At 63.5% G+C, this 22,869-nt stretch carries 20 protein-coding genes; 8 read left to right on the forward strand and 12 right to left on the reverse strand.

The features are described from left to right. Window positions 1-164: 164 nt before the first annotated feature. The 3 genes from folD (at window position 165) to LB523_RS03855 (ending at window position 3,924) form a co-directional block, all read left to right on the forward strand. Complete coding sequence (folD, locus tag LB523_RS03845; protein ID WP_224601013.1) at window positions 165-1,064, forward strand: bifunctional methylenetetrahydrofolate dehydrogenase/methenyltetrahydrofolate cyclohydrolase FolD; 900 nt, start codon at window positions 165-167, stop codon at window positions 1,062-1,064. A gap of 109 nt (window positions 1,065-1,173) precedes the next feature. After that, window positions 1,174-2,181 carry a GlxA family transcriptional regulator gene (locus LB523_RS03850; protein ID WP_095765643.1) on the forward strand — a complete coding sequence of 336 codons (1,008 nt, stop codon included), beginning with the start codon at window positions 1,174-1,176 and terminating at the stop codon, window positions 2,179-2,181. Between the two features lie 87 nt (window positions 2,182-2,268). Continuing rightward, window positions 2,269-3,924: a vWA domain-containing protein gene (locus LB523_RS03855; protein WP_224601014.1), complete on the forward strand. Its 1,656-nt coding sequence runs from the start codon at window positions 2,269-2,271 to the stop codon at window positions 3,922-3,924. A gap of 72 nt (window positions 3,925-3,996) precedes the next feature. On the opposite strand, the gene edd is transcribed toward LB523_RS03855, so the two are convergent. The 3 genes from edd to zwf form a co-directional block, all read right to left on the reverse strand. Next, the gene (gene edd / locus LB523_RS03860) at window positions 3,997-5,820 is read right to left on the reverse strand and encodes a phosphogluconate dehydratase (protein WP_224601015.1); all 1,824 of its coding nucleotides are present in this window, start codon (window positions 5,818-5,820) and stop codon (window positions 3,997-3,999) included. A gap of 61 nt (window positions 5,821-5,881) precedes the next feature. Beyond that, window positions 5,882-6,598, reverse strand: a complete 717-nt coding sequence (gene pgl, locus LB523_RS03865; protein ID WP_224601016.1) for a 6-phosphogluconolactonase — start codon at window positions 6,596-6,598, stop codon at window positions 5,882-5,884. After that, window positions 6,580-8,049 carry a glucose-6-phosphate dehydrogenase gene (gene zwf / locus LB523_RS03870; RefSeq protein WP_224601017.1) on the reverse strand — a complete coding sequence of 490 codons (1,470 nt, stop codon included), beginning with the start codon at window positions 8,047-8,049 and terminating at the stop codon, window positions 6,580-6,582. Before zwf ends, pgl begins: the two co-directional genes overlap by 19 nt. 304 nt (window positions 8,050-8,353) lie before the next feature. Here zwf and LB523_RS03875 point away from each other — a divergent pair, with 304 nt between their 5' ends. Further along, window positions 8,354-9,100: an SDR family oxidoreductase gene (locus tag LB523_RS03875; RefSeq protein WP_224601018.1), complete on the forward strand. Its 747-nt coding sequence runs from the start codon at window positions 8,354-8,356 to the stop codon at window positions 9,098-9,100. 130 nt (window positions 9,101-9,230) lie between these two features. Further along, the gene (locus LB523_RS03880; RefSeq protein WP_224601019.1) at window positions 9,231-10,541 is read left to right on the forward strand and encodes a Mur ligase family protein; all 1,311 of its coding nucleotides are present in this window, start codon (window positions 9,231-9,233) and stop codon (window positions 10,539-10,541) included. Here LB523_RS03880 and LB523_RS03885 read toward each other — a convergent pair. The 6 genes from LB523_RS03885 to LB523_RS03910 all read right to left on the reverse strand — a co-directional run bounded on the left by LB523_RS03885 (window position 10,525) and on the right by LB523_RS03910 (window position 16,762). Continuing rightward, window positions 10,525-11,415 (reverse strand): SH3 domain-containing protein, encoded by an 891-nt coding sequence (locus tag LB523_RS03885; RefSeq protein WP_224601020.1) that lies wholly within the window; start codon window positions 11,413-11,415, stop codon window positions 10,525-10,527. The genes LB523_RS03880 and LB523_RS03885 overlap by 17 nt on opposite strands. A 258-nt stretch (window positions 11,416-11,673) precedes the next feature. Then, a complete protein-coding gene (locus LB523_RS03890) occupies window positions 11,674-12,960 on the reverse strand; it encodes an NAD(P)/FAD-dependent oxidoreductase (protein WP_224544204.1) in 1,287 nt (428 codons plus the stop codon). Window positions 12,961-13,036: 76 nt separating this feature from the next. Then, window positions 13,037-13,402, reverse strand: coding sequence for a four helix bundle protein (locus LB523_RS03895; RefSeq protein ID WP_224601021.1), 366 nt, complete (start codon window positions 13,400-13,402; stop codon window positions 13,037-13,039). A 46-nt stretch (window positions 13,403-13,448) separates the two neighbouring features. Next, entirely contained in the window at window positions 13,449-14,885 is a 1,437-nt protein-coding gene (locus tag LB523_RS03900; protein ID WP_411965913.1) for a glutamine synthetase family protein, read from the reverse strand. A 78-nt stretch (window positions 14,886-14,963) separates the two neighbouring features. Further along, window positions 14,964-15,950 carry an ATP-grasp fold amidoligase family protein gene (locus LB523_RS03905; RefSeq protein WP_224601022.1) on the reverse strand — a complete coding sequence of 329 codons (987 nt, stop codon included), beginning with the start codon at window positions 15,948-15,950 and terminating at the stop codon, window positions 14,964-14,966. Beyond that, window positions 15,950-16,762 (reverse strand): class I SAM-dependent methyltransferase, encoded by an 813-nt coding sequence (locus LB523_RS03910; RefSeq protein WP_224601023.1) that lies wholly within the window; start codon window positions 16,760-16,762, stop codon window positions 15,950-15,952. Before LB523_RS03910 ends, LB523_RS03905 begins: the two co-directional genes overlap by 1 nt. Window positions 16,763-16,849: 87 nt before the next feature. Here LB523_RS03910 and LB523_RS03915 point away from each other — a divergent pair, with 87 nt between their 5' ends. Beyond that, the gene (locus LB523_RS03915; protein ID WP_176477188.1) at window positions 16,850-17,557 is read left to right on the forward strand and encodes an HAD family hydrolase; all 708 of its coding nucleotides are present in this window, start codon (window positions 16,850-16,852) and stop codon (window positions 17,555-17,557) included. A gap of 11 nt (window positions 17,558-17,568) precedes the next feature. On the opposite strand, the gene LB523_RS03920 is transcribed toward LB523_RS03915, so the two are convergent. The 3 genes from LB523_RS03920 to aceA all read right to left on the reverse strand — a co-directional run bounded on the left by LB523_RS03920 (window position 17,569) and on the right by aceA (window position 19,829). Continuing rightward, entirely contained in the window at window positions 17,569-18,018 is a 450-nt protein-coding gene (locus LB523_RS03920; protein ID WP_140839547.1) for a response regulator, read from the reverse strand. A gap of 224 nt (window positions 18,019-18,242) precedes the next feature. Beyond that, the gene (locus LB523_RS03925; protein WP_027168360.1) at window positions 18,243-18,485 is read right to left on the reverse strand and encodes a hypothetical protein; all 243 of its coding nucleotides are present in this window, start codon (window positions 18,483-18,485) and stop codon (window positions 18,243-18,245) included. Between the two features lie 54 nt (window positions 18,486-18,539). Further along, window positions 18,540-19,829 (reverse strand): isocitrate lyase, encoded by a 1,290-nt coding sequence (gene aceA / locus LB523_RS03930; protein WP_224601024.1) that lies wholly within the window; start codon window positions 19,827-19,829, stop codon window positions 18,540-18,542. 251 nt (window positions 19,830-20,080) lie between these two features. Between aceA and LB523_RS03935 the strand changes: the two genes are divergently transcribed. Together LB523_RS03935 and LB523_RS03940 are read left to right on the forward strand one after the other, a co-directional pair. Further along, window positions 20,081-21,523, forward strand: coding sequence for a short-chain fatty acyl-CoA regulator family protein (locus LB523_RS03935; protein WP_224601025.1), 1,443 nt, complete (start codon window positions 20,081-20,083; stop codon window positions 21,521-21,523). A 167-nt stretch (window positions 21,524-21,690) separates the two neighbouring features. Beyond that, on the forward strand, window positions 21,691-22,653 hold the full coding sequence (locus LB523_RS03940) for a DMT family transporter (protein WP_224544210.1): 963 nt from the start codon (window positions 21,691-21,693) through the stop codon (window positions 22,651-22,653). Window positions 22,654-22,869: the final 216 nt, after the last annotated feature.

Raw genomic sequence — 22,869 nt, forward strand, 5'->3', positions numbered from 1 at the left:
TACGGCATCCGACGACGCTTTGACGGGATTGCCTTGTCGAATTTTCGTGAAAATGCCGCGCTGCATTCGGGCCGCAAGCGTCTCGCTTTGGCGGATCGACAATGCCGATCGAGGAAATGGGGCCGTGCGTCGATGCGGCCTCGAAGCGAAGCTGAGGGTTAGTGATGGCCGAAGTGATTGATGGGAAGAGTGTCGCCGAGGACGTGGTTTCGAAGGTCAAGGCTCTGACCGCGGAGCTGTCGGCCAAAGGGGCCACCAAGCCCGGCCTTGCGGTGGTGATCGTCGGCGAGGATCCGGCAAGCCAGGTCTATGTCGCCTCGAAATCGCGCACCGCCAAGGATTGCGGCTTCCATTCGCTTCAGCATACGCTGCCGGCCGACACCACCGAGGAACAATTGCTGAAGATCATCGGCGACCTCAACGCCGATCAGTCGATCCACGGTATCCTGGTGCAACTACCGCTTCCCGGCCATATCGACGCCGGCAAGGTGATCCAGACGATCGCGCCGGAAAAGGATGTCGACGGCTTCCACTTCATCAATGTCGGCAAGCTCGGCACCGGCGAGCTCGACACGGCCTTCGTGCCCTGCACGCCGGCAGGCTCCATGCTGTTGATCGAGCGGGTGCGCGGCAAGGACCTTTCCGGCCTCAACGCCGTCGTCGTCGGTCGCTCCAACATCGTCGGCAAGCCGATGGCCAACCTGCTGCTCGCCGCCAACTGCACGGTCACCATTGCCCACAGCCGCACCAGGGACCTGCCGGCGCTTGCCCGCACCGCCGATATCCTGGTCGCCGCGGTCGGCCGTCCGGAAATGGTCAAGGGCGATTGGGTCAAGCCTGGCGCGACCGTCATCGACGTCGGCATCAACCGCATCCCCGCCCCCGAAAAGGGCGAAGGCAAGAGCCGCCTGGTCGGCGACGTCGCCTATGCCGAAGCGGCCAAGCTCGCGGGCGCGATCACGCCGGTGCCGGGCGGCGTCGGACCGATGACCATTGCCATGCTGATGGCGAACACTGTAGCTTCCGCCTACCTCGCGGCCGGGTTGAAGCGGCCGTCCTTCTGATTTGAGAAAGCCTCGGCATTGCCGAACCTGACCGCTCCCCAGCATTTTGCAGCCAAGTGGAATCACTTGGCGCTGCACAAATGCGGCTGAAATAAAGGGACAGAGCGGGATGCCCCACTCGAACCAGTCGCATCCCGTTCTCGAGCGGCCGATCACGAGCGATCCCGTTCAGGGCGGCCGCCAGTTCGGCTTCCTCTTGGTCGACAAATTCTCGATGTTCTCGCTGGCGGCCGCCATCGACTGCTTCCGCTCGGCGAACCGACTGCTCGGCCGCGATTTCTATGGCTGGACGACGATCTCGGCCGACGGCGACGCGGTCATGGCCTCGAACGGCCTGCCGTTGAAGATCGACTATTCGGTCGCCGACATGCCGCCGGTCGACATCCTGTTCGTTTCGGTCGGCCTCTCCATCGAATTTCCCGGCAAGAGCAAGGTTCTGGCGGCGCTGCGCAGCTGGGGCCGTCGCGGCAATGCGCTCGGCGCCCTGTCGGTCGGCTCTTATCTCCTGGCCGAAGCCGGGCAGCTCGACGGCTATCGCTGCACCATCCATTGGGAGAACCGCGCCGGCTTCATGGAGCGTTTCCCCGACATCAACTGCACCGGCAACGTCTTCGAGATCGACCGCAAGCGTTACACCTGCGCCGGCGGCACCACCTCGATCGACCTGATGCTGGAGATCGTGCGCGGCGATTTCGGCTCCAACCTCGCCAACGGCGTCGCCAACCAGTTCCAGCACGAGCGCATACGCTCGGCCGGCGACCGCCAGCGCGTCGGCCCCGAGCGGGACCTCACCGGCAAGTCGGAAAAGCTGAGGCGCATCGTCGAGTTGATGGCCGATCATCTCGACGAACCGCTGTCGGCGGTGCAGCTCGCCAAATCGGCGGGGCTGTCGGTGCGCCAGGTCGAGCGCCTGTTCCTGCGCCATTTGAGCGTCACCCCCGGCCGCTACTATATGCGGCTGCGGCTCGAACGCGCGCGCGAATTGCTGCGCCAGACCAACATGCCGATCCTCGACGTGGCGATCGCCACAGGCTTCACCTCGCATTCCTATTTCGCGCAGAGCTACCGGCTGCAGTTCGGCCGCCCGCCTTCGGAAGAGCGGCGCACCACTTATTGAGTGACTCGCCGGCCTTCGGACTTGTCTCCGAATGCCGCCTCAAATAGCTTTCGCAACGCGGACGAGGGTTGCTCTCAGGAGATTTCCATGGCGGGACTGATACGGAGCGTCGCTGCGGCGCTCCTGCTTTTGTCGATGACCAGTTTCGGCTTTGCCGCCAACAAGGTCATCATCATCCTTGATGCATCAGGCTCGATGTGGGCCCAGATCGACGGTAAGCCGAAGCTGGAGATCGCGCGTGAATCGCTGCGCACGGTGCTGCAGTCGGTTCCGGCCGACGACGAGATCGGCTTCATGGCCTATGGCCATCGCACCAAGGGCAGTTGCGACGACATCGAGCTGATCGTGCCGCCGCAGGCCGGTTCAGCCAGCGCCATCTCGTCAGCAGCCGACAGCATGAAATTCCTCGGCAAGACGCCGCTCACGGCCGCCGTCAAGCAGGCGGCGGAAGCGCTCAAATACACCGAGGACAAGGCCACCGTCGTCCTAATCACCGACGGGCTCGAGACCTGCGGCGGCGATCCTTGCGCACTAGGCAAGGAGCTGAAGGAAAGCGGCGTCGACTTCACCGCCGATGTCGTCGGCTTCGGGCTGACCGCCGACGAAGGCAAGCAGATCGCCTGCCTCGCCGAAAACACCGGCGGCAAATACATCCAGGCCTCCGACGAGAAGGCGCTGCAGGAAGCACTGGTCGAGACCGTCGCGGCTCCCGCGCCGGCCCCTACGCCAGCTCCCGAACCGGCGCCGGCACCCGAGCCCTCCAAGCCTGAATTCAACTTCACGCCGAGCGTGGTCATGGCCGAAGGCGGCGATCCGATTACCGACGGCAATGCCTGGGAGATCTACAAAGCGAAGTCCGACGGCACGCGCGGCGACCAAGTCATGACCGAATATGGCGTGCTCAAGACCAATCTCGAGCCGGGCGACTACATCGTGGTCGGCCGCGATGACGAGGCAAGGAGCGAGCAGAAGATCAAGATAGAGGCTGGCAAGACCTACAGCCCGCTGTTCACGCTGGACGCCGGCACTTTGGTCATTCATCCGCATGCTAGCCAGGGCTCGGAGATCAGCGGCGAAGCGCGTGTCGACTTCGCCTACCCTGGCGGCAGCACCACGCACTATGGCGACGCCAAGGCGACCGTCCCCGCCGGCGAGCAGAAGGTGACGGTGCAGATCGGCGCCGGCACCGCGACGGAGACGGTCCGGCTTGCTGCCGGGCAGACCGTCGAGAAGGACATCGTCGTCGGCGTCGGTCATGCCGTGCTCAACGCCTACTACACCGCCGGCGGCGACAAGGCCGACAATTCCGGCATCGGCTTCGAGGTCGTCAAGGCGAAGAAGAAGATCGACGGCTCACGTGAAAGCGTGGAGCATTCCTACGGACCTGACAGCAAGTTCTGGCTGCCGCCGGACGACTATGTCGCGGTCACGACGCTCGATCTCGCCGTCGTCGAGCAGCCCTTCAGCATCAAGGCCGGCGACAATCAGGACGTGAAGGTGGCTCTCGGCGCCGGCGTGCTGGCGATGTCGGCGCCCGGCGCCTATTCGATCGAGGTGCTCTCGTCAAAGAAGGATATCGAGGGCAAGCGCAAGTCGCTGGGCCTGACCTACGGTGATAGTTGGCAACAGGCGATCCCCGCCGGCGACTATGTGGTCGTGCGCCACATGTCCGCTGAAGGCCAGGAGAAGGAACTGCCGGTGACGATCAAGGCCGGCGAGCGCACCGAGATCACCGTTCAGTAGGCGTGGTTAGCGAACGAACAAAAAAGGGCGGCTCCGAGCCGCCCTTTTTCGTAAGGCACATTGGGGAAGACGTCAGGCATTTCCAAACGCGGCCGCGCCATGATCGGCCCGCCCGACCAGTTGCCGGAAGCCCGCGAACAGCTCGCGCCCGAAGCCGAACTCGTTGCCGATGAGGTCGGCTTCCGCCGTGCGGCGCAGCGCGAATTCCGTCCCCGGCACCAGCACTTCCAGCGTGCCGGCATCGGCGTCTAGCCGGATGACATCGCCGTCATGGATCCTGGCGATCGGTCCGTCCTCGACCGCTTCCGGCGTCACATGGATCGCTGCCGGCACCTTGCCGGAGGCGCCCGACATGCGCCCGTCGGTCACCAGCGCGACACGCTGGCCGCGATCCTGCAGGATGCCGAGCACGGTGGTCAGCTTGTGCAGTTCCGGCATGCCGTTGGCCTTCGGCCCCTGGAAGCGGATCACAGCGACGAAGTCGCCGGTAAGCTGGCCGGCCTTGAAGGCGTCGTTGAGGCCCTGCTGGCTGTCGAACACCTTGGCCGGCGCCTCGATGACGCGACGTTCGGGCTTGACCGCAGAGGTCTTGATCACGGCATGGCCGAGATTGCCGGCCAGCACTTTCAAGCCACCCGTCGGCTGGAACGCTTTCTTGACCGGCGCCAGCACCTTCTCGTCGCCGCTGTTGAGCGGCGCCGCTTCGCGCACGACGCTGCCGTCATCGCCAAGCCTCGCCTCGACCGCGTAGGGCCGCAGGCCTTCGCCCCACACCGTCTGCACATCCTCGTGCAACAGGCCTTCGTCGAGCAATTCGCGGATCAGGAAGCCGAGCCCGCCTGCCGCGTGGAAGTGGTTCACGTCGGCAAGCCCGTTCGGGTAGACGCGCGCGAGCAGCGGCACGGCCTCCGACAGGTCGGAAATGTCCTGCCAGGTCAGCGCAATGCCGGCGGCGGCGGCCATCGCGATGAGGTGGATCGTATGATTGGTCGAGCCGCCGGTGGCATGCAGGCCGACCACGCCGTTGACGATCGAGCGCTCGTCGATCATGCGCCCGACCGGAGTATAGGCATTGCCGAGCGCGGTGATCGCCAGCGCGCGCTTTGCCGCTTCCCTGGTCAGCGCGTCGCGCAGCGGCGTGCCCGGATTGACGAAGGAGGCGCCGGGCGTGTGCAGGCCCATGATCTCCATCAGCATCTGGTTCGAATTGGCGGTGCCGTAGAAGGTGCAGGTGCCCGGCCCGTGATAGGATTTGGACTCCGCTTCCAGCAGTTCGGCGCGGCCGACCTTGCCTTCGGCATAAAGCTGGCGGATCCTGGCCTTCTCGTCATTCGCGAGACCGGTCGTCATCGGCCCGGCCGGGATGAAGACGGCAGGCAGATGGCCGAAGGTGAGCGCTGCAATCACCAGTCCCGGCACGATCTTGTCGCAGACGCCGAGGAAGACGGCGGCGTCGAACATGTTGTGCGACAGGCCGATCGCCGCCGCCATCGCGATCACGTCGCGTGAGAACAGCGACAGCTCCATGCCGGGCTGGCCTTGGGTGACGCCGTCGCACATCGCCGGCACGCCGCCGGCGACCTGGGCGATACCGGCTGCCTCGCGCGCGGCTTCCTTGATCAGCGCCGGGAACGTCTCGAAGGGCTGATGCGCCGACAGCATGTCATTGTAGGAGGTGATGATGCCGAGGTTCGGCACGCGGTCGCCACCGAGCGCGATCTTTTCGGACGGGCTGCACACGGCAAAGCCGTGGGCGAGATTGCCGCAACCCAGCACCGCGCGGTTGGCGGTGCGGCTGGAAGCCTCCGCGATGCGGCCGAGATAGGCTTCGCGGCCGGCCTTCGAGCGTTGGCGGATGCGTTCCGTGATGGTTTCGATGTCGCGTCTGACTGTCATGGTCCGTCCTTTCGAGCCCGGCAACGTCCTCCCTCTGCCGCCGGGCTGTCCTCATCTGAAATCAGGGTGCCCAGAACACCTCTATCGGTCTAGGCGCCGCCTCGATCACTCTGCGGATGGGCTTTTTCGCGCCGGGACCCATCGCGCCGTTGAACGCGGTGCGCTTGTCCTCGCCTTCGATGTGGAGCGCAACAAAACCGGCGGCGATGATGCGCGCCATCGACAGCGTGAGCCGCGGCTCGCCGCCGCTCTGCGCATGCACCGGCAGCACGATCCGCTGCGAGGCCGGGTCGAGCAAGTCCTCGAGATTGCCGGCATCCGGGAAGAAGGATGCCGTATGGCCGTCGGCGCCCATGCCGAGGACCACCACGTCGAGCGGCCAGGGCAGCGCCCGCAGCGCTTCGCTGTCCATCGCCGCTGCATCCTCGATGTTCGCCGCCTCGTGGTAGAGCGGCACGAAGCGCGCCGCAGCGGCCTTGTTCTGGAGCAGGTTCGCCGCCACCAGCCCGGCATTCGAACGCGGCGAGGACGGCGGCACGAAGCGCTCGTCGACCAGCGTCACGGTGACCTTGTCCCAGGCGATGGGCGCGGTCGACAGCGTGGCGAACAATTTCGCCGGCGTGGTGCCGCCGGACACCGCGAGCAGCGCTGTGCCGCGTTCCGCGATGGCGCTGTCCAGCCGGTCGGCAATCTGTCCGGCCAGCGCCGTCGCCAGGTGCTGGCGGTCGGCAAAGCCGTTCCAGCCGTAGCGGACTTGGCTCAATTGCTCTCGTGCCATGTCCGTCCGTCACGTTCGATAAGAGCGATCGAGGCCGACGGCCCCCAGGTTCCGGCGGTATAGCCCTGAGCTTCCTGCCGGGCGCTTTCCCAGGCGTTCTGGATCGGGTCGATCCATTTCCAGGCAGCCTCGACTTCGTCGCGGCGCATGAACAGCGTCTGGTTGCCGCGCACTACATCCATGATCAGCCGCTCATAAGCGTCCGGCGCACGGCCTTGGAAGGACTGCGCGAAGCTCATGTCGAGCGAGATCTGCCGCAGCCGCATGCCGCCCGGTCCCGGGTCCTTGATCATGATGAACTGCTTCACCCCCTCATCTGGCTGCAGGCGGATGACCAGCTGGTTGGGGAAGATCGGCCCGGCACTGTCGCCGAAGATGGAATAGGGGATCGGCTTGAACTCGATGACGATTTCCGAGACGCGGGTGGCGAGCCGCTTGCCGGTCCTCAGATAGAAGGGAACGCCGGCCCAGCGCCAGTTGCCGATCTCGGCCTTCACGGCGACGAAGGTCTCGGTGTTGCTGTCCTTGCCGTGCTCCTCGACATAGCCCTTGACCGGCCCGCCGGCCGAGGCGCCGGCGCGATACTGGCCGCGCACGGTGTGCTTCGGCGCCTCGTTGCCGTTGATGCGCTTCAGTGCCCTCAGCACCTTCAGTTTCTCGTCGCGCACCGCGTCGGCGTCCATCGACGACGGCGTTTCCATGGCCACCAGGCAGAGCAGCTGCAGGATGTGGTTCTGCACCATGTCGCGCAACGCGCCTGCCTTGTCGTAGTAGGTGACGCGATCCTCAAGACCAACGGTCTCGGCGACCGTGATCTGAACATGGTCGATCTGGGCGGAGTTCCACAACGGCTCGTAGAGCGCATTGGCAAAGCGCAGCGCCATCAGGTTCTGCACCGTTTCCTTGCCGAGATAGTGGTCGATGCGGAAGATCTGGCTTTCGTGGAAATCGTCACCGACAGCGTCATTGAGCGCCCGCGCCGAGGCGAGGTCGCGACCGATCGGCTTTTCCAGCACGATGCGCGAGTTCGGCGTGATCAGCTTGTGCTCCTTGAGCTGGTGCGAAATGTCGCCGAACAGCGCCGGCGCCACCGCAAGGTAGAAGGCGCGGATGCGGTCGCTGTCGCCGATTGCTTTCTTCAGCTTGTCGAAGCCGGCGCCAGTGGTTGCGTCCGCCGACACGTAGGAGAGCCTTGCCAGGAATATCTCCAACTCCTTCGGATCGATATCGGCAGGCTTCACATGATCTGATATCGCCTTCTTGGCGAAGCCCTGGAATTCGGCATCGGTCATTTTGGCGCGCGAGGTGCCGATGATGCGCGTCGGCTCGGAGAACTGGTGGCCGCACTGGCGATAGTAGAGCGATGGCAGGAGCTTGCGTTCCGACAGGTCGCCGGTGCCGCCGAAGATGATGAAGTCGAATGGGTCGACAGGGATGATCTGGCTGGTCATGGTCAGTCCGATTTGATGCCGGGCGCCGGCAGCGTGGTTGGTATATTCTAATCGATTTAATTTTTCCAGTGCCATGGTGTCACATGCGAGGACCAATGGCTTGCACTTGCATCGGTCCACATGTTTCCCGACACTCACGCCGCCGGCAGGCCTGTCGGCAAGCCATGGCTTCCGGAAGCGTTCGCGGCTGCAGCATAGAACGCGAATGTGACGAAAGCTAAGGGAGATGTAGCCTGGCGCGCGACGTGCCGGGCGGCAGATGGAAAAGTACGTCAAGCTGCGGAATCCAAAGAGCGGGAAAACCATGCGTCTGGAAAACAAAGTCGCCGTCATCACCGGCGCAGCGTCGGGCTTCGGCGAAGGCATGGCCAAGCGCTTTGCCGAAGAGGGCGCGCGCGTGGTCGTCGCCGACCTCAACGCCAGGGGCGCCGAGCGGGTGGCCGAAGAGATCGGCGAGAGCGCCATCTGGACCCAGACCGACGTTTCCCTGCGCTCCGAATTCGACGAGATGGTCTACGCCGCCAAGAGCGCCTTCGGTCGCATCGACATCATGGTCAACAATGCGGGCTTCACCCATCGCAATGGCGATATGCTCGGCGTCGATGAGGAAACCTTCGATCTGATCACCGCCGTCAACATGAAGGCGATCTACCACGCGGCGCTTGCCGTCGTGCCGATCATGGACCGCCAGGGCGGCGGCGTCATCCTGACCACGGCCTCCACGGCCGGGCTTCGGCCGCGGCCGGGCCTGACCTGGTACAACGCCTCCAAGGGCTGGGCGATCACCGCCACCAAGTCGATGGCGGTCGAGCTGGCGCCGAAGAACATCCGCGTCAACTGCCTCTGCCCGGTCGCCGGCGAGACCGGCATGCTGGAGAAGTTCATGGGCGCCGACACGCCTGAGATCCGCGAAAAGTTCCGCGCCTCGATCCCGCTCGGACGGCTCTCGACACCGCTCGACATCGCCAACGCGGCGCTGTGGCTGGCCTCGGATGAAGCCGCCTTCATCACCGGCGTGGCGCTGGAGGTCGATGGCGGGCGTTGTATCTGAGCCGCTCCAGGAAGCACATCGCGGTTTCCGCTCCTGGTTGCGGTGAACGAATGGATTGGCGCCGGCCGAACTCCGGTTTGACTTGATGTTCCGCCGAAAGGATAACGGATCGGGGTAGGGGAACTGGCGGGTGGTTAAGGTCAGGCTGCGCGAAATTGGCAACGACCTCGGCTGGCGATTGCGTCGCTATCGGGCAGAGCGTGCGCGTGCGCGAAGCAAGGCGACCTTCATCGGCATAACCGGCAGCTCCGGCAAATCGACGGCAACGAGCTTGCTTGGTCATATCCTGGCCAGTCACGGCACGGTCCATACCCAAGTTCTAGCCAACACGCTCAAGGCACTTGTCCGCACGCTCTACAAGCGGATGAAACGTGCGGGCAAGGTCGACTATGTCGTCTTCGAAGCCGGCGCGTTTGAGCCCGGCTCAATCCGGTCGATGGCGCAGATGCTGAGGCCGGATGTAGCGGTCGTAACGATGGTCAGGCTGGAGCACGTCACTCAATTCCGGACCCTGGATGCTGTCGCCCAGGAAAAGAGAGCGCTGGTTGAGGCGTTGTCGCCGGGCGGACTCGCGATCTTGAACGCCGACGACCCGCATGTGCTTGATATGGCTTCGGGCGCAAGGTGCCGCGTGGCGACTTTCGGTCAGTCGGAAGCCGCGGACTATCGTGTAACAGACATCCATGCCGCCTATCCGGACCTGCTCAGATTTTCACTTCGCTGGCACGGCGGCGACATAGGCATGCAGACACGATTTCCTGGCGAGCACTTCTGGCTGCCGGCGGCGGCCGCCGCCGTCACGGCGCTGGAACTTGGCGTCCCACCGGAGAAAATCGCCGCAAGGACAGCATCCTTCGAACCCCTTGCCAACCGCTGCGCGGTGCTGGTGACCGATCGGGGTCCACAGTTCATAGTCGATGCCGCCAAAGCGCCCTGGCATTCGCTGAATATTGCGTTCGAGATGATGGCCAAAGCCAAGGCCGTTCGCAAACGGATCGTCGTCGGACAGATTTCCGACTACACCGGTTCGTCGAGAAAGTATGGCGCTGCTTACGGTATCGCGCGCGACGTCGCCGACGAGGTCATCTATACCGGCGACAATGCCCACCGCTCACGCGCCAGCCAGGCCGATCGGGACAGTGGCCGTTTGATCGAGCTTCGCACCCCGAAGGAAGTCTCCGATCATATCAAGCAGACGGCTGTCCCCGGAGAACTGATCCTGCTGAAGAGCTCCGGCAATCTTCATCTGGAGAGGGTCGCGCTTGCCTGGACGCACGATGTCAGATGCTGGATACCAGCGTGCGGCAAGAAGGAAGGGTGTTCCACTTGCGGCCTCTACGAAGTGCCGTTCGAGGAACACAAGTCCTTCCTGGCAAATCGCCGGCTTGAACGCAGAAGACGCCGTTTCGGATGGCTGCTTGGCCTCACGCGCCGGTCTTGACGTAGCTTTTGTAGACCCAGCCGTGCTTGCCGTTATAGACGATCTCGCACCATTTCTTACAATTCATCACCTGCACCGCTGCCTTGGCCGGCACCGTGGTGATTGCGGCGGCACCTTTCTTCGGGCCGGAGCGCATGGTCACGGCCCTCAAAACGCGCCCGTTTGCGGCCGCGCTGGCTTTTTGAGCTTTCGGCTCAGGCTGCGCCGAGCTGTCCGTCGCTGCCGGCTGCGTATCTGGAACCTGCGGCTTGGCTTCGGGAATGGCGGCGGTTTGGGCGCCATCCATCGTGTCGCCCGGCTTCTTCGCTGCCGCTGCTGTCTCGCTGGCGGAACCGGTGACCTGCGACAGCGCGTGCGCGGCGTCGTTCTCGGCATCGGCCTCGGCAAAGGCGGTATCGGTCGATTGCGCGGGGGCCGCGCCGGCGGCCTGCTTGGATGGAGCTGGCTGGTTCTCGGCAGGGGCAGGTGGCGTCTTGGCGTCGGGAGCCGTCCAGCGGGGGTTGTTTGATGCCAGGGCCGGAATATTGGCTTCGCGGGCCGCCGTCGTGGGCGTTACCGCGTCTCCCTTGCGCGCGGCCTGCGGCGCCGTCGCCACGGTCACCGCCGCTGCCGCCGGAGCGACTTTCGTGGTCTTCACCGGAATCGCCGGAACGGTCTGCTCGGCACTCGCCGCGGCCACTTGCCGGTCGCTGCCCGGAAAGCATAGCCATAGCGCCACCGCGGCCACGCCGATCAGCGCGGCGGTGCCGACCGCTGCAATGACCAGATGCGCGTTCGACTGTACCTTCTGCCAGAAGGATGGCCGTACGTTATAGCCGAACTGCATAGTAAAGCGCTGCCGTTCCGGCGCGCCGAAACTGAAGGGCTCGTTCACTCAAACCACCTCCAACAAGCGGGCCGACGTTCTTTCGATCATTGCCGTAACGATCGGCTTCGATCGGCATCGGTCCCTAAATCACTGCGGACAAAGCCCGCGAAATCCCCGGATTTTCGCCCATGATCGCACCTTTTACTGCTGATTATGGCATGAGTGAGCCAAATTGCGAAATTCTGCGTGCCTGTTAAGGCTTCCACAACCTGCCGCCTGGAAGCCGCCGGCGTCGAATCGGCGGCTTCGGCTGGGCAGCCAGCTTCAAATCCTGTCACGCAACGCGAACCAGTTCAGCGCCAGGAACAAGAGCGGCGCGCGCAAACGCCGGCCGCCTGGGAAGGCGGGGATTTTCAGATCCTCGATCAGTTTCAAGCGGTCGCGATTGCCGGCAACGGTCTCGGCATAGAGCTTGCCGAAGAAGTTCGACAGCATGACGCCGTGGCCGGAATAACCGCCCATCGAAATCACTCTCGGCATCACTTCGCGTACGAACGGCTTTCGCGGCACCGTGATGCCGACATAGCCGCCCCAACCATGCGTGATCTCGACATCCTTAAGGTCGGGGTAGAGTTCGGCGATCTGCCTTCGGATGTGAATATGGATGTCCTTCGGATCGTTGACGGCATAGATCTCGCGGCCGCCGAACAACAGCCGGCCGTCCTTCGACTTGCGGAAATAGCGCACCACGAAGCGGGAATCATCGACCGACTCGCCGCCCGGCAGCACCTTGGAAGTGGCGCCGAGCGGCACGGTCGCGCCGATGAAGGAACCGATCGGCATGATGTGCGCCGCGCTCACCGGCTCCAGATTGCCGCCATAGGCATTGACCCCGACCAGGCATTTGTCGGCTGTGATCGTGCCCCTGGGCGTCGTGACCGTCACCTTGCCGCCATTGGAAACGATGCCGGTGGACGGCGTCTGCTCGAACAGATGCGCGCCGGCGGCGGCCGCCACCTTCGCCGTGCCGACCACCAGTTTCAGCGGGTGGATGTGCCCCGTGCCGGTGTCGCGCGTGCCGCCGAAATAGCGTGTCGAGCCCAGCCTTTCCGCGGTTTCCGCCGCGTCCATGAAGCTTATATGCGGGTAGCCGAAGCGGCTCGCCATGATCTCGGCGTGGCGCCTGTAGTCGTCGACATAACGCCGCTTGTGCGCCACCGAAAGCTGACCCGGCATATAGTCGATGTCGATCGCGTTGGCGGCGGCGAAGTCCAGCAGATGCGCCTTGGCTTCTTCGGCCAGGTCGAACAGCGCCTTGGCGCGGGAAAGGCCGTATTCGGCTTCCAATTCCTCCGCCCAGGCGCGCTGGCCGGTGCCGAGCTGCCCGCCATTGCGCCCCGACGCGCCATCGCCGAAGCGATAGGAATCGATCAGCACGACATCCGCGCCGGCCTTCGCCAAATGCGCGGCTGCCGACAAGCCAGTGAAGCCGCCGCCGATGATGACGACGTCGCAAATACGGTCGCCGTCGAGAGCCGGATATTCAGGCCGGGATCCGACCGTGTCCTCATACCAGGAACGACCGGGGGAGATGGGGGATTGGTAGGACATGATGCTCGGGAGTAGGGGAGTAGGGGAGTAGGGCAGTAGGGCAGTAGGGCAGTAGGGCAGTAGGGCAGTAGGGCAGCTATTCGGGTGACAATTTACGGATCAGAAGCCGCAAGAGTGTTCCCACGCTCTCACTACGTATCATCAATTGTTGGGCTGCTTCGCTCGAAGTGATTCCGACGCGCTGCGCGATCAGTAAGTGAGTTTCCAACTCTTTGAGTGACCCTTGGGCAACTCTAAGAAACTGTTGATAGGAAGCCCGGCTTTCTCGTCCATAGCCTTCTGCAATGTTAGCCGGCACGGAAGCGGCTGCCTTGCGTAGCTGAGTTGTCAATCCATAGACCTCTTCTTTCGGCCACGCCCTTGTCGTTTCATAAATCGAAACTGCGAGGTCCATAGCCTGCTGCCAGACGACCAAATCTCTGTACGACTCGATCTTCGCCATCGTCCCCTACTGCCCTACTCCCCTACTGCCTTACTCCCCTACTCCCCTAAACATTCAGCAACAAATACTCCCGCTCCCACGGGCTGATCACTTCCATGAAGGTTTCGAACTCGGCCCGCTTGATCGCTGCGTAAGTGGCGGCGAAGGATGTGCCGAGGATAATGCCGAGCTCCTTGTCGGCCTCGAATAAATCGACCGCTTCCAGCAAGCTGCGCGGCAGGTCGATCTCGTCGGCATTGGCCGTGGTCAGAACCGGCGGTTCAGCTTTGATCTTTCTGGTCATGCCGATCAGCCCGCAGGCAAGCGACGCGGCAAGCGCCAGATAAGGGTTGGCGTCGGAAGACGGGATCCGGTTTTCGACGCGCCGCGCTGCCGGATCGGAGCGCGGCACGCGGAAGGCGGTGGTCCGGTTGTCGTAGCCCCATTTGTTGTTGACCGGAGCCGAGGCCTGCTGCGTCAGCCGGCGGTAGGAATTGACGTAGGGCGCGAACATCACCAGCGCGTTCGGTACGTGCTTCTGCATGCCCCCGATGAAATGGAAGAAGGCGTCCGTCTCGGAGCCGTCCTCGGCCGAGAAGATGTTCTTGCCGGTCTTCTTGTCGATGACCGACTGGTGGATATGCATGGCCGAGCCCGGCTGGCCCTGGATCGGCTTGGCCATGAAGGTGGCGTAGATCTCATGCTTCAGCGCCGCCTCGCGGATGGTGCGCTTGAACATGAAGACCTGGTCGGCAAGCTCGATCGGGTTCCCGTGTCGCAGATTGATCTCGAGCTGGCCGGCGCCTTCCTCATGGATCAGCGTGTCGATCTCCAGGCCCTGACGTTCCGAGAAATGGTAGATGTCGTCGATCAGTTCGTCGAACTCGTTGACACCGGCGATCGAATAGCCGGCGCCGCCGCCGATCGGCCGGCCCGAGCGCCCGACCGGCGGCGTCAGCGGATAGTCCGGGTCGGGATTCTTGCGCACCAGATAGAATTCGATCTCGGGAGCCACCACCGGCTTCAGGCCGCGCTCGTCATAGGCGGCAAGCACGCGCTTCAGCACGTTGCGCGGCGTGAACTCGACCGAGCGGCCGTCCTGGTGGACGAGGTCGCAAATCACTGCTGCCGTCGGATCTTCTTCCCAGGGCACAGCCGTCAGCGTTGAGAGATCGGGCAAAAGCTTCAGGTCGCCATCGTCCTCGGGATAGTGGAAGCCGTTGCCGTCCTCGGGATAGCCGCCCGAGATCGTCGTCATGAACACGGCCGAAGGCAGCGCCAGCGAGGTGTTGGAGGTGAATTTCTTAGACGGCATCATCTTGCCGCGGGCGACGCCCGCCTGGTCGGGCGTGATGCACTCGATGTCCTCGATGCCGCGCCATTCGAGCCAGGCGCTGGCTTCCTTCCAGTTCTTCACGCCGCGTTCGTTTTTCAGGAATGCAGGCGTGCGGGCGCGTCCCCCCCGGCTTGACGGACGGACTTCCTTTTTTTCAGGCGGCATCATTCACCAGATTGTGTTGCGGATTTCGAACTATAGCCGGGCGCAACGGGGAAAGGGAAGGGGAGGCGCCGGACGGCTTGGTCAGGGAGCCGCTCTTTGCGAACCGGGCTGCAGCCTCTGCCGGTCGTTTGCGTCGAGCCATCGCAACAGCGCCGCCGCATAGACTTTGCGCCAACCTCGCTGGGGCGTCGATAGGAACCAGGCCTGGCGTATGTCCCAGCTATCGCAGGCCAGATCGCGCAGCTTGGTGTTGATGATGCCTTTTCCTGACAGCGGGTAGACCGAGAACTCGGAAAAATAGATTTCGCCGTCGATCTCGTAGAAGTCGCAGCGCATGTGATCGAACGGTGCCGTCAGCCGCTCCGCTATCTCGCGCATCCGCAGAAACGATGGCGGCAGATCGATCTTCACCCATTGGCTGCCGCTGCCCGGCGGCACGGGTGCATGATTGCCGTCGCGGTCGAAATGACTTTTCAGCTCGTTGCCCCATCTGTCCCGCCGTGCGGCGTAGACGTAAGCCGTCTTCCCGTTCGAGATATGAAATTTATACTCCAGCGGGACCGGCACATCGTCCTCGAGAAGCATCTCCTCAACGAAGATGAGCCGTCTCGCGCCCTTGTAGGCCCATTCACCGAATTTCCTGCCGTACCGATTGCGCATCCAGCGCGCCGTTCGCCGCCGCAGCTTCGCCCTGTCCACCTCGCCGTTGCGGATCATCATGTTCCAGCGGCAGCCATGATTGGCCTTCACCACGACATTTCCGGCAAGCAGCGCCGGCGGGATCTGCGTGGCGTCGCGGCCGCTCCACAACACTTTCGCGGTTTTGAGTTCCGGGCATGTTGACAGGGCGTAGTCCTTGGACGCCAGCTTGTCGCATGCCGTGGCATAGACGGGATTATGGTCGAAGATCTTCCGCCACAAGAACTTGTCGACGTAAGACCTCGGCCTGGCCGGGTCGGGAAAGACGCCGCTGTGATCATAGGTTCTTTTCCAGATCACGGGATGGCGGAGCAGGCACCATGCCAAGGTTGCAGCCAGGACCGCGCGATCGGCCATGCTCGCTGCCATCAGCATGCGCTTCCGCGCCCGGCGGCGCCAGGCCGGAAGCGGACGAACACATCACGGGTCATGTTGCGCGATACGCGGGTGCGGCCGACCACTTCCAGCCGCGGGTCGAGCGTCTCTTCCGCGCGCTCCGACCACAAGCGGGCCAACGAATACGGTTCCCATAGAACGAGCTGGAGATCGGGTGGGGCCGTGTCTGCGACGCGCGACACGACAGCTGCTTTGGGCGAGACCATGCTGGCGATATAGACAAGCTGGGCGCCGCGATAGTCATAGTCGCGCCCGTTGCGGAATTCGGCGCGCATTCGGACGTAGCCGAGTTTGGCTGCCAGAATATTCGCTGTCTCGACCGCTTCCGGCACAATATCCAGCCCGACGATCTCGGGAACCGGTGTCTGATCGCAGATACGGAACATGGTGAACGGGCGGCCGCCGCAGCCGACCATCACGGCGCGCGTGCACCGGCTGAAGTCGACATGCTCGAAGACCTCATCCAGGCGCTTGTAGGCGTCTTTCGAGGACATGACGCCGATGGTCGTTTCCTCCGCCGCTATCTGCCCGAACGAGGTTGGATGCTTCAGCTCCAGCATCTGCCTTATTTCGGCGACGTCTTGCGCATGAACCATTTCGATGAAGGCTCGCGTAAGCATGGGTCGGTAGGCAAACAGTTCCGGGTGGCTGTCTAGCAGCGCTTCGCCCGCCTCATGGCCCATGGCGACGCCAATATCGCGGATGCCGTTGATTAGTTCCGTTGGCGTGCGCTCACGAGCGCTCGCCATGAAGCCTTCCAGCTCGTCTTTCCACGAATTCAGCATGCACCCCCGCTTTGCCGATCTCCGGCTAGAGCTAGCAGTGCCCGGCGAACGCGTCTACACCGCGTTCCGAAGGAGGATGACGTGACAATATCCGCTCTTACCACGATCGGTTTCGATGCCGACGACACGTTGTGGCAGAACGAGCAGTTCTTCCGCATGACTGAGAAGCGCTTTGCCGCAATGCTGGCGGAGCACGGAGACCACGACCAAATCGCGGCAAGACTGCTCGAGGCGGAAAGGCGCAATCTCGCCCTCTACGGCTTCGGCATCAAGGGCTTTACCTTGTCGATGATCGAGACAGCGGTCGAGGTTACCGGCGGGGAGGTGCCTGGTTCGATCATCGGCGAGATACTGGCTGCCGGCCGCGAGATGCTCAGCCACCCGATCGAGCCGCTGCCGCACGCGCGCGAGACGATCGAGAAGCTGGCGGGTTCCTACCATCTGGTGCTGATCACCAAGGGCGACCTCTTCGATCAGGAGCGCAAGCTTGCGCAGTCGGGAATGGGTGACCTTTTCGACGCAGTTGAGATCGTCAGCGACAAGAGCACCGCCACCTATGCCCGCATCTTCAGCCGCTATGGCCGTGGTCCGCAGAACAGCATGATGGTTGGCAATTCCCTCAAGTCCGACGTGATTCCCGCCATCGAGGCCGGCAGTTGGGGCATCCATGTGCCGCACGAATTGACCTGGGCGATCGAACAGGCCGAGGCGCCTGTCGCGGCGCCGCGCTTCCGTCAGATTGCAGATCTTGGCGAGTTGCCGAGCCTTGTCGAGGCTATCGCAAAGGCCGAGTGAACGCTCGAGCCTTAGCCGCGCCCGACCAGGCGATCCACCACCGGTTGCAGTCTCTCGGGCGTGATCGGCTTGGCGACCACCGCATCGACCACGCTCGACAGGCCAAGGCTCTCCGGCGTGCCATTCCTGGTTGAAAGCAGTATCACCGCCGGCAGCGGCTTGCCGGAGGCGCGCCGCAGCGCGTCGATTGCCGACATCAGCCGGTCGCAATCCTTGTTGTCTGGGCCGCCGTCCAGGATGACGGCGCAGGGCAACTGGCCGGTGAGCGTCTTCTCGGCGGTTTCGGGCGTTTCCGAGATCGGTTTCAATCCCGATTTCTCGACGATTTTCGATACCACGACTCGGTTGATCGACGATTTTCCGACAACGAGCACCTTGGAAAAATTCGCCTCGATCGCGCCGGTCCAGGCTGCCGGTTTCGGATGTTTTTCGGAGTGGTCGTCACGGTTGGCGGGACACATCGGCGGGCAGGCACTCTGGTTCAATGCAGGGTTGAAACCTGAGGCACAATTGGGTGAGATCGCGGCCGCTGTCAAGCTGAAACGGTCGAGATCGGAAATATAGCAAGAAATTCTCGAATTCAGCGCAAGTCGTATGCCGGGCGACGAAGGCAAATCGAAAAAATGCGATAGTCTCCCGAGCGTATAGCGCGCGGGAGACTATCGCCGAGACTGTTGACGTTACGTCAAGTGTGACTCTGCTGGGTAACGATCACCGGGATCAAAAGGTCTCCCCAGTTGCCGTCGCCGCCATGGTGCCTGGCCGAACGCACCAGTTCCACCGAGACGCCGGCCTCGACTGCCTTCATGACCGATTGGTTGAGCCTGTGCAGATCGTTGGCGAGCATGCGGATCGTCGCCTGCTGGTCGACGCTCATCGCGCTCGATTGCTCTTCTGCCCTTTCCTTGACGCGGCTTATCGATGCCATCGCTCTTCTCCTCGCTGTAGATGCCCTGCGGGCGTTGCCTCTGGTTGTTATCCGTTACTCGGCCGCCGGCCTGAATTGGGCGTGCTCGGTCGATTCATGCATGGCGGTGGTCGAGGACTGGCCGCCGCTGATCGCCATCGACACGGCGTCGAAATAGCCGGTGCCCACCTCTCGCTGATGCTTGGTCGCGGTATAGCCGCGGGCCTCGGCCGCGAACTCGGCCTCCTGCAATTCCGAATAGGCGGCCATCTGACGGTCCCTGTAGCCGCGCGCCAGCTCGAACATGCCGAAGTTCAACTGGTGAAAGCCGGCGAGCGTGATGAACTGGAACTTGTAGCCCATCGCGCCGAGCTCCTTCTGGAACTTCGCGATCGTCGCGTCGTCGAGGTTCTTCTTCCAGTTGAAGGACGGCGAACAATTATAGGCGAGCAGCTTGCCCGGATGGTGCCTGTGCACGCCCTCGGCGAATTTCCTGGCCTGCGCCAGATCCGGCTTCGATGTCTCGCACCAGATCAGGTCGGCATGCGGCGCATAGGCCACGGCGCGCGCGATGCAAGGCTCGATGCCGTTCCTGACATTGTAGAAGCCCTCGACCGTTCGGCCGGCGTCGTAGTCGACGAAAGGTCTGTCGCGCTCGTCGATATCGGAGGTCAAAAGCTTCGCCGCCTCTGCGTCCGTGCGCGCCACGACCAGCGTCGGCGTGCCCATCACGTCGGCTGCAAGGCGCGCCGCGTTGAGGTTGCGGATATGCGCCGCGGTCGGGATCAGAACCTTGCCGCCGAGATGGCCGCACTTCTTTTCCGACGCCAGCTGGTCCTCATAGTGGACGCCCGCGGCGCCCGCCTCGATGAAGGCCTTCATGATCTCGAAGGCGTTGAGCGGGCCGCCGAAGCCGGCTTCCGCGTCGGCCACGATCGGCGCGAACCAGGTCTCGACCGACAGCCCGTTGCCTTCGGATGTCTCGATCTGGTCGGCGCGCTGCAAGGTGCGATTGATGCGCTTGACCAGTTCCGGCGCCGCATTGGCCGGGTAAAGCGACTGGTCTGGATACATCGCCGAGGCGGTGTTGGCATCGGCCGCCACCTGCCAGCCCGAGAGATAGATCGCCTTCAGGCCGGCCCGAACCTGCTGCATGGCCTGGTTGCCCGACATCGCGCCCAGCGCATTGACGAAATCCTCCTCGTGGATGAGCTTCCACAACCGGTTCGCACCCATCTCGGCCAGCGTCTGGCGAATCTGCACGGAGCCGCGCAACCGCTTCACATCCTCCGGCAAGTAGGGGCGCTCGATGCCGTCGAAACGGCCTTCCGGCGCGGAGGGGACGAGGTTGTAAAAATCGGTCATTGGTCACTCCGGATCGTTTGGGAACTGCGTCAGCGCTGCATCGCAAAGGCATGTTCTGCGACGTCCTGCGTATGACATCCTTTACATTGCAGCGCGAAAGGCACCTAGAAAAACCGCAAGATGCCTCGGAAAATAAAGGAAAAGCTGTGTTGCCATTGACAAGTCAGCTCTGTAAATTTGTCACGATTGTAAAAGAGCGAGGCGAGCGCCGGACTCGATGTCAATGTAAATTCTTGTCAAGGATGGCAGGGATGGCCGACCAGAAGATCTTCGCCGGGCCGCGGCTGCGCCGGCTGCGCAACGCCAGGAGCCTGACCCAGACGGCGATGGCCGAAGGGCTGGGCATCTCGCCATCCTATCTCAATCTGATCGAGCGCAACCAGCGGCCGCTGACGGTGCAGCTCATTCTCAAGCTCGCCTCCGTCTACAAGGTCGATCCGCACGAATTGCAGAGTGAGACAAAAGGCTCGATCGCGGCATTGCGCGAGGCCTTCAGCGATCCGCTTCTGGCCGGCGAACTGCCCGGCGATCAGGAACTGATCGATCTTGCCGAAACAGCGCCGAACGCTTCGGCGGCGATGGTGAAACTCTTTCGCGCCTATCGCGAGCAGGCCGAGCGCCTGTCCGACCTCAACCAGCTTCTGGCGAAGGAGGGCAGGGCAACCGCGCTGTCCGGCACCCGCCTGCCTGCCGACGAAGTCCATGACGTGTTTGAGCGCCGGCCGAACCACTTCGCTTCGCTGGAAGAGGAGGCGGAGGCTTTCACATCGGTCCTTGACCCCGGTGATGATCTGTTCGGCGCGCTCAAAGCCTGGCTGAGGCGCGAGCACGGCATCGTCGTCAAGGTGCTGCCGGTCGCCACCATGCCCAACTGGCGCCGCCGCTACGATCGCCATTCGCAGCGTCTCTTCCTGTCCGAGCGGCTGTCGCCTTTCGACCAATTGCGCGAAGTCGCGATGGAGGCGAGCCTCATACGCATGTCGGTAGCCATCGCGGCTGAGATCCAGGCGCTGAAGCTCGGTACCGACGAGGCCCGCCGGCTCGCTCGCTTCGAGCTCGGCCGCTATGCCGCGCATGCGCTAATGATGCCCTATCAGGCTTTCCATGCCGCCGCCGTTCGCGGCCGTTACGACATCGACGTCCTGCGTTCCCGTTTCGGCGTTTCCTTCGAGCAGGCGGCCAATCGACTGACCATGCTGCAGCGGCCGGGCGCGGCGGGCGTGCCGTTCTTCATGCTGGAAGTCGACAATGCCGGCAACCGCTTCCGCAAGGCCGGCAGCCAGGGCTATCCGCAGAGCCGCTTCGGCGGCGGCTGCCCCAAGCTTCCCGTCCATGCGGCGTTCTCGCAGCCCGGCCAGATCCTCGTCGAAGCGGTCGAGATGCCGGACGGCGCCGAATTCCTCTGCATCGCCCGCACGCTGGAAGGTCCGCAGGGCGCCTTCTCCGAACGGCCGCGCCGCACCGCGCTCCTGCTCGGCTGCGATATCGGCTTTCGCGACGATATCGTCTATGGCGCGGCGCTGCCGGCCGCAGCCGCCGGCAAGCCCGGTCAAGGCTTCGCTACGCCGGTAGGCCCCGCCTGCAGGCTTTGCGAGCGCGTCGGCTGCCTGGCGCGCGCCGAGCCGCCAGTGACGCGCCCGCTCGGCCTCGACGAGATGGTGACGGGCCTCAGCGCCTTCGATTTTCAAGGCTGACATCGGCGGATGTGTCCTAAGTCTCGCCGGGTGCTGGATCACGCCGGGCCGGCGTCTTTGCGCTACGCGATTGAGGCATAATTCTTTCTGGGGCACAGTTCTGTCGTCTAAGACACAAGTCTTGGTGTCCTTGCTGCATCGAACGCAACTCGCTGACAGTCATGTCCATGACCGATACCGCCTCACCCGGCGCCCCGTCCTCCACTGCCTTGCCGGCCGTCTCGCCGCGCGAGGAGCGGATCGGTATGCTCCTGGTCTTCCTTTCGGCGCTTATGTGGAGCTTCGGTGGCGCCATCGCCCGTTTCATCCATGTCGGCGACAGCTGGACCGTGGTGTTTTGGCGTTCGCTATGGGCCGTGGCCTTTTTGATCGCCTTCATGCTGTGGCGCGACGGCTGGCGCGGCACCCTGAAGCTCTTTCGGCACATGGGACTGCCCGGCCTTGGCGTCGCCTTCTGCTTCGCCACCGCCTCGACCAGCTTCGTGGTGGCGCTTGCCTACACCACGGTCGCCAACATCCTCCTGATGCAGGCCGGCGTGCCGCTGCTTGCGGCGCTCCTTGCCTGGCTGCTGTTTCGCGAACGGGTCGCCCCGGCCACCTGGATCGCGATCGCCGCCGTCATCGCCGGCGTCGCCATCATGGTTTCCGAATCCCTGGGCGGCGCCGTCTCGCCGATCGGCGACGGCCTGGCGCTGCTGATCGCGGTGATGTTTTCGCTCGCGACCGTGATCACCCGGCGCTTTGCCCATGTGCGCATGGTGCCGGCCACCTGTCTCGGTGCGCTGCTCGCCGGTGCGTTCGCCGCTTCCCAGGCCTCGGCATTCGCGGTGTCGGGGCGCGACATGGGCTTCCTCTTTGCCTTTGGTGTCATCAACCTTGGCGTCGGCCTCGCCTTTTTCGCCATGGGCGCGCGGCTGGTGCCGGCGGCGCTCGCGGCGCTGCTCGGCACCTTCGAGCCGATCCTTGGGCCGATCTGGGTCTGGCTTGTCCATTCCGAAGTGCCGTCGGTGCGCACCATCATCGGCGGTGCGGTCGTCGTCACGGCGCTGCTCGTCCACATCGGTCTGGAGTTCAAGCGACAGGCGCGGCCTGCACGTCCCGGCGTAACCGGCCTGCCGTCGCCCAATTGACGTTAATGCATGTCGCCCAAAAGTGCGCAGCGGTTTTGGGAGAGCGACAGGCATCAAAACAAAGACTTAAAGCGCTTCGCCTGAATCCCTTTCAGCGTGACGCGCTTTAGGCAGCCTCCCCCATTGACAACCCAGTTGCCGGGCGGGCAGGCTGCGATCACGGCAACAACAACACAGGCGTATCTTGCCAAGTGACTCCGCTGGCCTGCTCGGGAC

The organism is Mesorhizobium sp. ESP-6-4 (genome assembly GCF_020164735.1).
Taxonomy (GTDB): domain Bacteria; phylum Pseudomonadota; class Alphaproteobacteria; order Rhizobiales; family Rhizobiaceae; genus Mesorhizobium.

Coding starts and splice junctions, on each gene's coding strand:
- folD (WP_224601013.1), top strand. CDS start 165: ATGGCCGAAGTGATTGATGGGAAGAGTGTCGCCGAGGACGTGGTTTCG.
- LB523_RS03850 (WP_095765643.1), top strand. CDS start 1,174: ATGCCCCACTCGAACCAGTCGCATCCCGTTCTCGAGCGGCCGATCACG.
- LB523_RS03855 (WP_224601014.1), top strand. CDS start 2,269: ATGGCGGGACTGATACGGAGCGTCGCTGCGGCGCTCCTGCTTTTGTCG.
- edd (WP_224601015.1), bottom strand. CDS start 5,820: ATGACAGTCAGACGCGACATCGAAACCATCACGGAACGCATCCGCCAA.
- pgl (WP_224601016.1), bottom strand. CDS start 6,598: ATGGCACGAGAGCAATTGAGCCAAGTCCGCTACGGCTGGAACGGCTTT.
- zwf (WP_224601017.1), bottom strand. CDS start 8,049: ATGACCAGCCAGATCATCCCTGTCGACCCATTCGACTTCATCATCTTC.
- LB523_RS03875 (WP_224601018.1), top strand. CDS start 8,354: ATGCGTCTGGAAAACAAAGTCGCCGTCATCACCGGCGCAGCGTCGGGC.
- LB523_RS03890 (WP_224544204.1), bottom strand. CDS start 12,960: ATGTCCTACCAATCCCCCATCTCCCCCGGTCGTTCCTGGTATGAGGAC.
- LB523_RS03895 (WP_224601021.1), bottom strand. CDS start 13,402: ATGGCGAAGATCGAGTCGTACAGAGATTTGGTCGTCTGGCAGCAGGCT.
- LB523_RS03900 (WP_411965913.1), bottom strand. CDS start 14,885: ATGATGCCGCCTGAAAAAAAGGAAGTCCGTCCGTCAAGCCGGGGGGGA.
- LB523_RS03905 (WP_224601022.1), bottom strand. CDS start 15,950: ATGGCAGCGAGCATGGCCGATCGCGCGGTCCTGGCTGCAACCTTGGCA.
- LB523_RS03910 (WP_224601023.1), bottom strand. CDS start 16,762: ATGCTGAATTCGTGGAAAGACGAGCTGGAAGGCTTCATGGCGAGCGCT.
- LB523_RS03920 (WP_140839547.1), bottom strand. CDS start 18,018: ATGTGTCCCGCCAACCGTGACGACCACTCCGAAAAACATCCGAAACCG.
- LB523_RS03925 (WP_027168360.1), bottom strand. CDS start 18,485: ATGGCATCGATAAGCCGCGTCAAGGAAAGGGCAGAAGAGCAATCGAGC.
- aceA (WP_224601024.1), bottom strand. CDS start 19,829: ATGACCGATTTTTACAACCTCGTCCCCTCCGCGCCGGAAGGCCGTTTC.
- LB523_RS03935 (WP_224601025.1), top strand. CDS start 20,081: ATGGCCGACCAGAAGATCTTCGCCGGGCCGCGGCTGCGCCGGCTGCGC.
- LB523_RS03940 (WP_224544210.1), top strand. CDS start 21,691: ATGACCGATACCGCCTCACCCGGCGCCCCGTCCTCCACTGCCTTGCCG.